The sequence below is a fragment of the Phytopseudomonas daroniae genome (assembly GCF_004327285.1).
Lineage (GTDB): Bacteria > Pseudomonadota > Gammaproteobacteria > Pseudomonadales > Pseudomonadaceae > Aquipseudomonas > Aquipseudomonas daroniae.
Map to the genome: position 1 here is coordinate 1 of NZ_QJUI01000015.1, position 12,308 is coordinate 12,308.

General features: G+C 64.5%; 12 protein-coding genes. 7 read left to right on the forward strand and 5 right to left on the reverse strand.

Features of this window, described 5'->3' with window-relative positions; genetic code table 11:
- From DNK06_RS17195 to DNK06_RS17210, 4 genes are all read left to right on the forward strand, one after another.
- Positions 1-415, forward strand: a 415-nt coding sequence (locus DNK06_RS17195; protein ID WP_479724663.1) for a type 1 periplasmic-binding domain-containing protein, incomplete at its 5' end; no start/stop codon positions are given.
- 46 nt (positions 416-461) lie between these two features.
- Positions 462-1,331: a branched-chain amino acid ABC transporter permease gene (locus DNK06_RS17200; protein ID WP_131181220.1), complete on the forward strand. Its 870-nt coding sequence runs from the start codon at positions 462-464 to the stop codon at positions 1,329-1,331.
- The gene (locus DNK06_RS17205; protein ID WP_131181221.1) at positions 1,328-3,823 is read left to right on the forward strand and encodes a branched-chain amino acid ABC transporter ATP-binding protein/permease; all 2,496 of its coding nucleotides are present in this window, start codon (positions 1,328-1,330) and stop codon (positions 3,821-3,823) included. The genes DNK06_RS17200 and DNK06_RS17205 overlap by 4 nt, the downstream gene beginning before the upstream one ends.
- Positions 3,820-5,046: an amidohydrolase family protein gene (locus DNK06_RS17210; protein WP_131181222.1), complete on the forward strand. Its 1,227-nt coding sequence runs from the start codon at positions 3,820-3,822 to the stop codon at positions 5,044-5,046. Before DNK06_RS17205 ends, DNK06_RS17210 begins: the two co-directional genes overlap by 4 nt.
- A 48-nt stretch (positions 5,047-5,094) precedes the next feature.
- Here DNK06_RS17210 and DNK06_RS17215 read toward each other — a convergent pair whose 3' ends face one another.
- The gene (locus tag DNK06_RS17215) at positions 5,095-5,790 is read right to left on the reverse strand and encodes a GntR family transcriptional regulator (RefSeq protein ID WP_131181223.1); all 696 of its coding nucleotides are present in this window, start codon (positions 5,788-5,790) and stop codon (positions 5,095-5,097) included.
- Between the two features lie 333 nt (positions 5,791-6,123).
- On the opposite strand from DNK06_RS17215, the gene DNK06_RS17220 reads away from it, so the two are divergent.
- Positions 6,124-6,642 carry an O-acetyl-ADP-ribose deacetylase gene (locus tag DNK06_RS17220; protein WP_131181224.1) on the forward strand — a complete coding sequence of 173 codons (519 nt, stop codon included), beginning with the start codon at positions 6,124-6,126 and terminating at the stop codon, positions 6,640-6,642.
- Between the two features lie 2 nt (positions 6,643-6,644).
- On the opposite strand, the gene DNK06_RS17225 is transcribed toward DNK06_RS17220, so the two are convergent.
- Positions 6,645-7,616 (reverse strand): aldo/keto reductase, encoded by a 972-nt coding sequence (locus DNK06_RS17225; RefSeq protein WP_131181225.1) that lies wholly within the window; start codon positions 7,614-7,616, stop codon positions 6,645-6,647.
- 438 nt (positions 7,617-8,054) lie between these two features.
- Positions 8,055-9,257 carry an MFS transporter gene (locus DNK06_RS17230; protein ID WP_131181226.1) on the reverse strand — a complete coding sequence of 401 codons (1,203 nt, stop codon included), beginning with the start codon at positions 9,255-9,257 and terminating at the stop codon, positions 8,055-8,057.
- Positions 9,258-9,425: 168 nt separating this feature from the next.
- Here DNK06_RS17230 and DNK06_RS17235 point away from each other — a divergent pair, with 168 nt between their 5' ends.
- On the forward strand, positions 9,426-10,316 hold the full coding sequence (locus tag DNK06_RS17235; RefSeq protein WP_131181227.1) for a LysR family transcriptional regulator: 891 nt from the start codon (positions 9,426-9,428) through the stop codon (positions 10,314-10,316).
- Between the two features lie 2 nt (positions 10,317-10,318).
- Here the strand turns inward: DNK06_RS17235 and DNK06_RS17240 are convergent, their stop codons facing one another.
- Positions 10,319-10,750, reverse strand: a complete 432-nt coding sequence (locus DNK06_RS17240; RefSeq protein ID WP_131181228.1) for an acetyltransferase — start codon at positions 10,748-10,750, stop codon at positions 10,319-10,321.
- Between the two features lie 143 nt (positions 10,751-10,893).
- On the opposite strand from DNK06_RS17240, the gene DNK06_RS17245 reads away from it, so the two are divergent.
- Entirely contained in the window at positions 10,894-11,445 is a 552-nt protein-coding gene (locus tag DNK06_RS17245) for a flavin reductase family protein (protein WP_131181229.1), read from the forward strand.
- A gap of 299 nt (positions 11,446-11,744) precedes the next feature.
- Here DNK06_RS17245 and DNK06_RS17250 read toward each other — a convergent pair whose 3' ends face one another.
- The gene (locus DNK06_RS17250; protein WP_165493662.1) at positions 11,745-12,221 is read right to left on the reverse strand and encodes a GNAT family N-acetyltransferase; all 477 of its coding nucleotides are present in this window, start codon (positions 12,219-12,221) and stop codon (positions 11,745-11,747) included.
- Positions 12,222-12,308 lie beyond the last annotated feature (87 nt).

A 12,308-nucleotide genomic window follows, 5' to 3' on the forward strand; every position in this document is an offset into this window, starting at 1 on the left:
GTCGCACTGGGGGCCGGCGGGCGGGCGTTTCAGCGAGCTGGCTGGCCCTAACGCCAGCCGCGTGCATTTCATCCAGACCTATGTGTTCACCGAGAACAACAGCGCCAAGGGCGACAGCGTGCTGGCCGCCCTCAAGCAACGCTTCCCGGAGATCAAGAGCCTGGCCGACGTGACCCCGGCAGTGGGGATCGCCAATGCCTACGACGCCATGTACCTGGCCGCCGCCGCCATCGAAAAGGCCGGCGATACCCAGGGCAGCAAGGTGCGCGACGGTTTCTACGCGATCGACAGCTACCAGGGCCTGATCAAGGACTACCAGCAGCCCTTCACCCCGAGCAAGCACGACGCCCTGGGCCCGGACGACTACGTCTTCACCCAGTTCGTCGACGGTCGCATCGTTCCACTCGCACCCTGAAGCCGTAAACGGGCGGGCCTGACGGCCCGCCCCGAGGACTATCGTCATGATCACCGCCGCCATCATCACCGGGCTCGGGCTGGGCAGCATGTACGCGCTGCTGGCACTGGGTTTCCACATCACCTACGTGGTCTCGCGTACGGTCAACTTCGCCCAGGGCAGCGCCATGATGGTTGGCGCCGTGCTCGGCTACAGCTTCTACATCACCTGGGGCTGGCCGCTGTGGCTGGCGATCCCGGCGACCCTGACGCTGTGCGCGATCTATGGTCTGGCCATCGAACGCTTCCTGGTGCGGCCCTTCCATTCGCGGGGCTCCGAAGCCTGGCTGATGGCCACGGTGGCGGCGGGCATCCTGGTGGACAACCTGGCGTTGTTCACCTTCGGCAAGGAGCCGCGGCAGTTCACCTCGGCGCTGGCCAACCAGCATCTGGAACTGCTGGGCAACAACGTCGGTGTGCTGCAGTTGCTGATCCCATTGGTGGGCGGCGCCATCGCCCTGGCGCTGTTCCTGGTGCGCCGCTACACCCGCCTGGGCAAGGTACTGGAAGCCTGCGTGCAGAACCCCAGGGCGGCGATGCTGATGGGCATCCGCGTCAACCGCGTGGTCGCCGTGGCCTTTGCCGTGTCGACCGTGTTCGCGGCGATTGCCGGCCTGTTGATCGCCCCGCTGTTCAGCGTGAACGCGGAGATGGGCATGCTGTTCGGCCTCAAGGCCTTCGCCGTGGCGATTCTCGGCGGTATCGCCAGCGCCAGCGGGGTATTCGCCGCCGGCCTGCTGTTCGGCCTGGTCGAGGCCCTGGTGACCATCTACTTCGGCTCGGCCTTTACCCAGCTGTTCACCTTCGCCCTGGTCATCCTGGCCCTGGCGCTGCGCCCCAACGGCCTGTTCGGCAGCAAGACCCTGGTGAAAGTATGACCCTGAAGAATTCGCTGTTCGCCCCCGTTTCCCTCGCCCTGCTGACCCTGGCCTGCGGCGCCATGGCGCTGTTGCTCGACAGCTACTCGCTGCTGGTCTTCACCTTCTGCGCGCTGGCCGTGGTGGTCGGCGTGGGCCTGAATATCCTGATCGGCCTGAGCGGGCAGATCTCCTTCGGCCATATCGCCTTCTACGCCATTGGCGCCTATGTCTCGGCGCTGTTGACCATGGCCGGCCTGCCCCTGGGCCTGGCGATGATCGCCGCCGGCCTGGCCTGCGGCGCCATCGGCGCACTGCTGGCGATTCCGGCGCTGCGTGTCAGCGGCCCGTACCTGGCGATGATCACCATCGCCTTCGCCCTGGTGGTGCACCACGGCCTGATCGAATGGCGCTCGCTGACCGGTGGCGCCAATGGCCTGATGGGCATCCCCATGCCGGAAATCGGCAGCCTCGACCCCAGTGTGAGCATGGCGCTGATCGCCACGGCCCTGATGATCGCGGCCCTGGCCCTGTTCCAGCGCCTGCGCCACAGTGGCTGGGGCATGGCCATGCGCGCGGTGAAGTCGGCGGAAATCGCCGCCCGCTCCCTCGGCTTCAACCCGGTGCAGACCAAGACCCTGGCCTTCGCCCTGTCCGCCCTGCTCACCGGCCTGGCCGGCTCCCTGGTAGCGCCGCTGATGATGTTCATCAACCCGGCGTCCTTCCCCTTCTCGCAGTCGATCCTGTTCGTGCTGGCGGTGATCGTCGGCGGCAGCGGCACCCTGTTCGGCCCGCTGCTCGGCGCCCTGTTGATCGTGCTGCTGCCGGAAATGCTCTCGGATTTCGCCGAGTACCGCCTGCTGATCTTCTCGCTGCTGCTGCTCAGCGTGCTCTGGGCGGCGCCGCGCGGCCTGCTCGGTACCCTGGCCAGCCTGTGGCTGCGCCCCAGGCACCAGGCCGCGCCGCCCGCGTTCGACCCGGCACAGCTGAGCGCGTTCTTCCTGCAGGACACCCCGGCGCGCAGCGGCCTGCAGGTCAAGGACATCGGCATTCGCTTCGGCGGCGTGCAGGCGGCGCAGAACGTCAGCCTGCAGGCGCCACCCGGCAGTATCACCAGCATCATCGGCCCCAACGGCGCGGGCAAGACCACGGTGCTGAACATGATCAGCGGCTTCTACGCACCGGACAGCGGCAGCATCGACCTTGGCCGCCCACTGGCTGGCCTGCCGGCGTGGAAAATCGCCCGCGCCGGCATCGCCCGCACCTACCAGACCACCCAGTTGTTCGGCGAGCTGTCGGTGCTGGAAAACCTGCTGGTGGCCATGCAGCAGGGCCGCCTCGGCCTGCCCTTCACCTGCGCCAGCGACACCCGGCGGCAACTGGCCCTGCAACTGTTGACCCTGGTCGGCTACCAGGGCTCGGTCAACACCCCGGCCGACGACCTGGCGCACGTCGACCGGCGCCTGGTGGAAATCGCCCGCGCCCTGGCCACGCGCCCCGGCGTGCTGTTGCTCGACGAGCCGGCCGCCGGTCTCAGCCGCAGCGATACCGACCGCTTGGCCAGCCTGTTCAAGACCCTCGCCGGGTTCGGTATCGCGGTCATCCTGGTGGAGCACGATATGGGCCTGGTCATGGCGGTGTCCGAACGCCTGCTGGTGCTCGACGCCGGCAAACCCATCGCCTGGGGCGTACCGGACGAGGTGCGCAAGGACGAGCGGGTCATCGCCGCCTACCTCGGCGGCACCCGCTACCAGGCCACCCCGCGCGCCGAAGCCTGGGATGGCTCGCGCGATGCGCGCCTGTACATCAAGGATCTGGTCATCGACTACGGCGCCGCGCCGGTGGTGGACAAGGTCAATATCGTGGTCAACCCGGGCGAGCTGATCGCCATTCTCGGCGCCAATGGCGCGGGCAAGTCGAGCATCCTGCAGTGCCTGGCCGGGCTGCACAAAGCCAGTGGTGGCAGCATCCTGCTCGACGACGAAAACATCGAGCACGCCGACGCCAGCACCATCGCCGCCCGCGGCCTGGCCCTGGTGCCGGAGGGCCGCCAGGTGTTCGGCCAGCTCAGCGTGCGCGACAACCTGCTGCTCGGCGCTTACTCGCGCAAGGAGGCCTTCGACGCCGACGCGGAAATCGAAGCCATCCTGCGCCGCTTCCCGCGCCTGCGCGAGCGCATCGACAGCCCGGCCGGCCTGCTCTCCGGCGGCGAGCAGCAGATGGTCGCGGTCGGCCGTGGGCTGATGGCCAAACCGAAGATCCTCTTGCTCGACGAGCCGTCCCTGGGCCTGTCGCCGGCGATGATCGGCGAGCTGTACGACGCCCTCGCCGCCTTGCGCGACGAAGGCGTGACCCTGCTGCTGGTCGACCAGATGGCCAACCTCGCCCTGCAGGTGGCCGACCGCGCCTACGTGCTGGAAACCGGGCGCATCGTCAAATCCGGCAGCGCCGAAGCGTTGCGTGGCGACCCGGAACTGGAAGCGGCCTACCTGGGCGAAGGAGCGGCCGCATGAATGCCCTGAAAATCATCAACGCACGCCTGGGCGACGACCGCCAAGCGTTGCAGACACTGTACGTAGAGAATGGCCGCTTCGTCGGCGCCCTGAGCACCACTGTCGCGGCCGGTGAAACGCTCGACCTGGGCGGCAAGCTGCTACTGCCCGGCCTGGTGGAAACCCATATCCACCTGGACAAGGCCTGTATCATGCAGCGCTGCCAGCTGGAGGAAGGCACCCTGGCCGAGGCCATCGCCCAGACCCGTGCGGCCAAGGCCGACTTCAGCGAGGCGGACGTCTACCAGCGTGGCGCCCAGGTGCTGGAAAAAGCCATCGCCCAGGGCACCACGCACATGCGCACCCATGTGGAAATCGACCCGCAGATCGGCCTTACCGGCTTCAACGCGGTGCGCCGCCTGCAGGCGGACTATGCCTGGGCCATCAGCCTGGAAATCTGCGTATTCCCTCAGGAAGGCCTGCTCAACAACCCCGGCACCGAAGCCTTGCTGTGCGAGGCCCTGGCCCTGGGCGCCGAAGTGCTCGGCGGTTGTCCCTACACCGACGCCGAGCCCATCGCGCAGATTCGCCGCCTGTTCGAGTTGGCGGTCGAGTTCGACCGCGACCTGGACTTCCACCTGGACTTCGACCTGAACCCGGAAGGCATGACCATCGGCGAAGTGATCCGCTGCACCCACCAGCACGGCTGGGGCGGCCGGGTGGCCATCGGTCATGTCACCAAGCTGTCGGCGCTGCCCCGGGACACCCTGCTGGCAGTCGCCGAGTCGCTGGCCGAAGCCGGCGTGCAGGTCACCTGCCTGCCCAGTACCGACCTGTTTCTGACCGGGCGCGAGCATTTCCACAACAAGCCCCGTGGCCTGGCGCCCTTGCAGCACCTGCACGCCTGCGGGGTGACCTGCTCGCTGTCGAGCAACAATATCGGTAACCCCTTCACGCCTTACGGAGATGCCTCGCTGGTGCGCCAGGCCAACCTGTTCGCCAACGTCAGCCAACTGGCCACCGAAGCCGAACTGCTGCGCTGCCTGGGCTGGGTATCGAGTGAGTCGGCACGCCTGCTGCGCCTGCCCGACTACGGCCTGACGCCTGGTTGCCGGGCGGATTTCATCGTCTTCGACGCCCCCTCGCCGGCTGCGGTGGTGGCCGAGATCAGCCCACCGCTGATGGGCTACAAGGCCGGGCGCAAGACCTTCGAACGGGCACAGGCGCGTCTGCTCAGACCTTGAAGGCCGGGCTCTCGAGCGATTCGGAAAGGGCGGCGCTGCAGGGCAGTATCAAAGGCCGGCCAGGGCCTGGCGCAGATTGATCTCGGGCTCGGCCTGATCGTCCAGATCCAGTTGATCTTCGAGTTCGCCCAGGTGCTCCAGCATCACCGCGGCAGCCCGCTCATGATCGCCCTTCTCCAGGGCGGTGATGATCTCCTGATGCTCGTCCGAAGCGCAGGACGGCACATCGTTGCGCTGGTAAAGGGCGACGATCAGTGAGCTGCGCACCATCAGGTTGGCGAGGATTTCACTGAGCACCGAATTGCCGCTGATCTCGCCGAGCATCAGGTGAAACTCGCTCAGCTCGCGAACGATGGCGCGGCGATCGGTAGCATTGGTGGCCTTGCGCTCATTGCTCATGTGCGTGGCCACCCGCTGACGCTGCTTGTGCATGATCGTCGGCGTGATGCTTTCGACGATCGCCCGCTCGATGGCACGCCGTGCGGCGAAGATCTCGCGCGCCTCCTTGGCACTGGGTTGAGCGACCATGGCGCCACGGTTCGGCTCGATGGTGACGACGCGCTGCAAGGCCAGACGCTGCAGGGCTACCTGTACATGGTTGCGGTTGGCCTGCAGGGTCTCGACGATCTGCGCTTCGATCAGCCGCGTCCCGGGTGGCAAGCGATGCTGGGCGATGGCCTTGAACAGCACATCGACGATGCGCTGTACTTCGACTTGCTTGCTGGTGACGGTCTTCGCAGCCATCTTTTCCTCTGATCCAACGCAGGCGACCCCTGATGGCTCGCCGCAAACGCTACGGCTGGCGCATTATCCGCCAGCCTCGTGGGCCGGGTAAATACGCCGTGGCTACCTGACTGCGCTAGCGCTGTCTATGTCCCTTGCCATCCGCCCCATGGGGAACATGGCCCTGGTGCAGGATTTGGCTGTCAAGGTTCGAAATGCATCTTGCTAGCCATGGATAATCCTCTTGCTAACAGATAGAGCAATATCCGTTCCCGACGAATGCTATCTCTGGAGAAACATTCCTCTGGCCGATCTGTCGGATCAGCAGTACCACTCTGTCCCAGGAGCCGAAGCATGTCCGCGCGCCTCATCGCCTTGCAGGGCGACATCACCACCCTGGATGTGGATGCCATCGTCAATGCGGCCAATTCCTCACTGCTCGGCGGTGGCGGCGTTGACGGGGCGATTCACCGCGCCGCCGGCAGTGAGCTGCTGCATGAATGCCGCCTGCTCGGCGGCTGCAAGACCGGTGAAGCAAAAATGACCAGAGGTCATCGCCTGCCCGCCCGCTTCATCATCCACACAGTCGGGCCGGTATGGCGCTCCGGCACTCAGGGCGAGCCACAACTGCTCGCATCCTGCTACCGCAACGCCTTGCGCCTGGCCACCGAACAGGGGCTGAGCAGCATTGCCTTTCCCAGCATCAGCACCGGTATCTACGGCTATCCGATCGATCAGGCAGCACGGATCGCGATCACCACGGTACAGGCCGAGCTGGCCAATCATCCGGGTATCGTCGAGGTAGTGTTCTGCTGCTTTTCGGCCAATGACCTGGCGGTGTACCAACGGGCATTGGCCGAACCGAACGCCTGAAATCAGGCCGGTAGCGGAGCGTCCTCCGGAACGATGCCTTCCTCGCGCAATGCATGCCAGAACGCGGCCGGGATCGCTGCGTCGAGCTGCTGCACGTACTGCGCAGGCCGCTGCGGATTGGCACTGCCGGGAATCACCGACTGCACCACCGGGTTGGCCAGGCAGAACTGCAGCGCAGCGGCGCGGGTGTCGATACCGAATTGCTCGCTCAAGGCGCGCAGGCGTTCGGTCTTGCGGCGGATATCATCGGGAATCCGGTCGTACTCGTAGTGCTCGCCACCGGCCAGAACGCCGGAATTGAATGGCCCGCCAACGACGATGCCGACGCCGCGCTCGGCGCATTGCGGAAACAGGGTATCGAGCGCCACACGATGGTCGAGCAAGGTGTAGCGACCGGCCAGCAGGAACACATCGGGATCGGACTGTTGCAGCGCCAGGCGACAGGGCTCGACCAGATTGACGCCCAGCCCCCAGCCACGAATCAGCCCTTCCTCGCGCATTTTCGTCAGCGCAACCGCTGCGCCCTGCATCGCTTCGGCGAAGTACTCACGCCATTTCGGGCCGTGCTGATCCTCGGACACGTCGTGGATGAACACCACATCGAGACGATCCACGCCCAGGCGCTGCAGACTGCTCTCTATGGAGCGCCGCGCACCGTCCGCCGAATAGTCGATGACACGCCGGTTGGGCAGCTCATGGGTGAAAGGCTTGGCGTTCTCCGGCTTGTCGGCGGGTTGCAACAGGCGCCCGACCTTGCTGCTGAGCACGAACTCATCGCGTGGTTTGCCCTGCAACAGACGCCCGAAACGCTCCTCGGAAAGACCTGCGCCGTAATGTGGCGAGGTGTCGTAGTAACGAATCCCCGACTTCCACGCGGCGTCCAGGGTCGCCTGGGCGCGGTCTTCGTCGATCGGGTGGAACATGTTGCCGAGCGGTGCACCGCCGAAGCCGAGGGTGGGAAGAGTGATACGCATGCTGCCTCCATGGTTCGAGTGGGATCTAGGGCCTGTTGACGTTTCAGCGCAAGCCGCGTTGCTGCGAGAAATCTCGCAAGGCCGGGCGGCGATCCGCTAGGCGGAGGACGCCGGCAATGGTTGTTCCCTTGCCAAGTCCTCCAACAACGCATGGCGAGATTTCCCGCGCAACCTAGGCGGCCCCACCCGAAGGGCCGGGCCCGTTTTGCCGCGATGCTGCGTTTCTCGCCGGCTCATTTAGCCCACTAAACTTCGCGGCTGTGTGACCCACATGGATGTGGGAAATGCCGCAAGCCCGCCGGGAGCGGGCGCGGCCCTTGCCTCGCGGCAAAACGGGCTCCGGCGCGGTCGTGCTGGAACGTCAACAGGCCCTATCATGGGGACAGGCATCTGCGCCGATTCGTTCGGCTTGTCGGATCGATCGGCATCGTGCGAGGTTCAACGTCCTCGAGTAAAGCCGTGTTCGCCGGCCTTGTACACGATCAGCCATGCCAACAGCGCCAAGCCTGCGCCCCCCCATGGCAATGCAGCGCCCCCCACGCTTTGCAGGAGTATGCCGCCGCACAGCCCTCCTCCGGCGATGCCCAGGTTCCAGGCGGTCACGCACATCGACTGCGCGACATCCGCATCGTCACCTGCCGCCCGGATGGAGGCGGTTTGAAACAGCGTGGCGACGCCACCGAACGCCAGCCCCCAGGCCGCTACGCCGGCATACACCAGCAGGGCAGAAGAACCCGACATGGCCAACATCACGCAGGCCAGCGCCAGTACCGCGGCACTCAGCAGGCTGAGCACACGCAGCCAACGGTCGATCAACATACCGGTCAGCCAGATGCCCACCAGCGCTGACAGACCGAACGCCAGCAGCACCCGATCCACCTCCGCGACCATGCCGAGGGGAGACAGAAACGCGGCGATGTAGGTGTAGAACAGGTTGTGGGCCAGCACATAGATGAGGATGGTGAATAGCACCGGACGCACGCCGGGCAGGCGAAACACCCGACCGACAGGCAGTGGGCCGGTGCTGCGCTGCCCGGCAAAGTCCGGCAAGACGATGCGCCCCCACACCAGCAGAACCAGCGTCAGCACGCTCATCAGCACGAAGGTGTAACGCCAACCCAGCACACCGCCGAGAAAGGTGCCCGCCGGTATGCCGAGAGACAGCGCCAGCGGCGTGCCGACCATCGCCACGGCAATGGCCCGCCCTTGCAGATGAGAAGCCACCATGCGCGCCGCATATCCGGCGACCAGCGCCCACAGCAAGCCGGCGAACACGCCGGCGAAAAACCGCGCGACCAGGGTCAGCGGATAATGGCTGGATAGCGCCGTCACCAGGTTGACCACCGCGAATCCCCCAATGGCGGTCAGCAATAGCGGCCGCCGACGCCAGTTGCGAGTCAGCATCACCAGCGGTATCGCAGCTAGCAGGGAACCCAGCGCATAGAGCGTCACCATCTGCCCGACCATGGCCTGGCTGACGCCAAGATCCGCGCTCAGCTGCGGCAGCAGCCCGGCTGGCAGCGCCTCGGTAAGGATGGTGATGAAGCCGGCTCCCGCCAACACCAGCAAACCGTTCAGTGGCAAACGCTCGCGCCCAGAGGCTACCTGAGCTGCGGCAAGGGAATGTTCATCGGTATACATGGAAAACGCCTGTGGCAGGTCTCGGCGCAGCGGGATGCGGCCAATCGACCAGGTCAGCAGGTTAGGCAGCAGCGCTGTCGAGAAAAACAGGCTAAGGTTCGCAACTTATCGGACATTCTTGTCCTTAATCCAACGCATTGGCGATTTGCGCCCATGATGGAATCCAGGATGGACAACCTCAGCGGCATCGGCGTATTCGTGCAGGTCGCCAATACGCGCAGCTTCACCGAAAGCGGGCGCCAGCTCGGCATTTCCTCCTCAGCGGTGGGTAAGAGCATCGCCCGGCTGGAACAGCGCCTGGGTGTACGCCTGCTGCACCGCAGCACCCGCAGCATGACGCTGACGGCCGAAGGCCAGCGCTTTCTCGAACGCTGCCGGCGTGTATTATGCGAACTGGAAGCGGCGCAGCTGGAACTCACCAGTGCCGCCGAGGGCCCCAGCGGGCGCTTGCGTATCAGCATGCCGCGAGTCGGTGAACTGGTGATGCCGGTGCTGATCGATTTCATGCAGCACTACCCACAAATCGAACTGGACATCGACCTCTCCAATCGCATGGTGGATGTCTTCGAAGAAGGCTTCGATGCGGTGATCCGCACGGGCCCCATGCAGGATTCCCGGCTGACCGCCCGGCAACTCGGCACCTTTGCACAACAGCTGGTGGCCAGCCCCGACTATCTGCATCGCCACGGCATCCCGAAGCAGCCGGCGGATCTGCTCGACCATGCCTGCCTGATGTACCGCTTCCACGCCAGCGGCAAGCTCGAACGCTGGCCGCTGCAGGGCGTGAACGCGGATCTGCAACACGCGCTCAAGCAGCGCGTGATCTGCAATACCCTCGACAGTCTGCTCAGGGTTACCCGCAGCGGGCTCGGCATTGCCTGTCTGCCGGATTTTCTGATCGCTGAAGATATCGCTTCTGGTCGCCTGCAACCGGTGCTGGTGGATCATATGGAACGCAACGGCGCTTTCTGGATGCTCTGGCCTAACAGCAAATATGCGTTACCCAAGCTCAGAGTATTCATCGACCACATGACCAGCACCCTATTCGCCAAGCCCTGAAATCAAAGCGCCATATGGATCAGCGGAAACGGCCGCCCCTCCCCATCGGTGGCGCTACGGCCGATGTCACGAAAACCATAACGGCGATAGAAATCATGGGCCGCCGGGTTCTGCTCGTTAACGTCCACCGTCAGGTCGCCGAGGCGTGCCCGGGCATCATCGAGCAGCCGTGAGCCGATGCCCTGGCCATGCAGCTGCGGATCGACGAAGAGCATTTCCACATGACGTTCGCCCAGGCCGATGAAGCCGGCCACGCTCCCGTCATCGAGTCGATAGACCAAGATGGTTACAGCATCCAGATAAAGGTCGCGCACCTGGCAATACAACGTCTCGACGTCCTCGGCCGAGAGGAAGTCATGGGTCGCCAGCACCGCACGGTGCCAGATTTCGAGCAGTCGTGGATTGTCGGCAGCTTGTCTGGGACGGATGGACACGCACAGCGCTCCTGCGGGCAAGAATGTTCGAGGTGCAGGTTAGTGACTCATCAGCAGTGCCTGCAAGCCGATTCAATCGAACACTGGCCGCCAAGCACTTGTCCACTTCAGCACATGCCACTGTCATCACAGGAGCAGAGTCGATGAAACGCTATCGCAAGACAGACCACCCGCTGGACGACGTGCGCCGCTACCTGGAACCCGGCCCCATCGTGCTGGTGAGTTCCAGCTGGCAGGGACAGCACAACATCATGACCATGGGTTGGCACATGATGATCGGCTTTCAATCTTTCGCCTGCTACATCTGGGAGGCCAACCACAGCTTCGAGATGATCAGAAACAGCGAAGCCTGCGTGATCAATCTGCCGACCCTGGACATCGTCGATACGCTGGTCGATATCGGTAACTGCAGCGGCGCCGAGGTCGACAAATTCGCGCGCTTCGGTCTCACCGCAAAACCGGCTGAACGGGTCGACGCACCCTTGATCGACGAGTGCTACGCCAACTTCGAATGCCGCCTGGCCGATGCCAGCCAGATCGACCGCCACGGCCTGTTCATCTGGGACATCGTCAAGGCCCACGTTGCCGTTTCGCCAAAGCGGCCCAAGACCGTGCATTACCGCGGCGATGGCGAGTTCATGGTGGCTGGCGACTGGATCAGCCGACGCGGGCGCTTCAAGCCGGAGATGCTGTAAGAGCCTGTTCATAATCTTTAGTTGGGATCCCGTATCCCTATGGATCGGCGGCAATAGCGGCCCCTCTATGACCCGCGTCGAACCATGGACAGGCCTTCGGCCCCGGATTACGCCTGCGGCTAATCCAGGCTACGTTCGGGGCACGACGAACCGTAGGTTGGATCGGGGCGCGCAGCCTAGCGAAGCGTAATCCGATATTTGGCCGGCGTATTCGACACAACATTCCGGGTGGCCGTTTACGCCATTTGCTGTCATTGCACATGGAATTTCGTCGAAAGATCGTGAACAGGTTCTAAGGCCTAGGCTAGAGCGAGACGCATACGTTGCGGCAGATCGGCCTGGCCACCCGGCAGATGGCACGGCGACAGATCTTCCAGCCAGACGAAACCGTACTTGAGATACAGGGCTATCGCCGGCTGATTGGATTCGAGCACCGTCAACTCGATGCAGCGCATGCCCTGCTCCCGGCAATGCCTGATCACGCGTTCCAGCAGGCGCTTGCCCAGCCCCTGACGCCGCCAGTTGGCATGCACCTGCATACCGAGAATGCCCACCGCCGCATCACCCTCGGGCCGGCAGTAGTTATCCGGATAGGCTTCGGCGGTAGCGATGATCCGCCCTTCATGTTCGATTACATAAACCGCCCAGCCACCCTCGTCTGCCCGCTCCAGGGCACGGGCTATCACGGCCTTCGGCGGCGCACTTGGGCGAGTCGAGTACAGCCCCTCCGCCGCCACCAGGCTGAACAGTTCATGAAAGGCGTCGAGGTCACTCATACGAATCTTGCGCGGCAGCATGCTCAGCCCATCCGGTAAAAACGGCGCCCATGCTAGACGAAACCATGCGAGCCTCACAGCACGATG

Bases quoted from the DNA above. Each gene is read 5' to 3' on its own strand.
- DNK06_RS17250 (WP_165493662.1), bottom strand. From the start codon at position 12,221: ATGAGTGACCTCGACGCCTTTCATGAACTGTTCAGCCTGGTGGCGGCG.
- DNK06_RS17215 (WP_131181223.1), bottom strand. From the start codon at position 5,790: ATGGCTGCGAAGACCGTCACCAGCAAGCAAGTCGAAGTACAGCGCATC.
- DNK06_RS17225 (WP_131181225.1), bottom strand. From the start codon at position 7,616: ATGCGTATCACTCTTCCCACCCTCGGCTTCGGCGGTGCACCGCTCGGC.
- DNK06_RS17245 (WP_131181229.1), top strand. From the start codon at position 10,894: ATGAAACGCTATCGCAAGACAGACCACCCGCTGGACGACGTGCGCCGC.
- DNK06_RS17235 (WP_131181227.1), top strand. From the start codon at position 9,426: ATGGACAACCTCAGCGGCATCGGCGTATTCGTGCAGGTCGCCAATACG.
- DNK06_RS17220 (WP_131181224.1), top strand. From the start codon at position 6,124: ATGTCCGCGCGCCTCATCGCCTTGCAGGGCGACATCACCACCCTGGAT.
- DNK06_RS17200 (WP_131181220.1), top strand. From the start codon at position 462: ATGATCACCGCCGCCATCATCACCGGGCTCGGGCTGGGCAGCATGTAC.
- DNK06_RS17205 (WP_131181221.1), top strand. From the start codon at position 1,328: ATGACCCTGAAGAATTCGCTGTTCGCCCCCGTTTCCCTCGCCCTGCTG.
- DNK06_RS17210 (WP_131181222.1), top strand. From the start codon at position 3,820: ATGAATGCCCTGAAAATCATCAACGCACGCCTGGGCGACGACCGCCAA.
- DNK06_RS17230 (WP_131181226.1), bottom strand. From the start codon at position 9,257: ATGTATACCGATGAACATTCCCTTGCCGCAGCTCAGGTAGCCTCTGGG.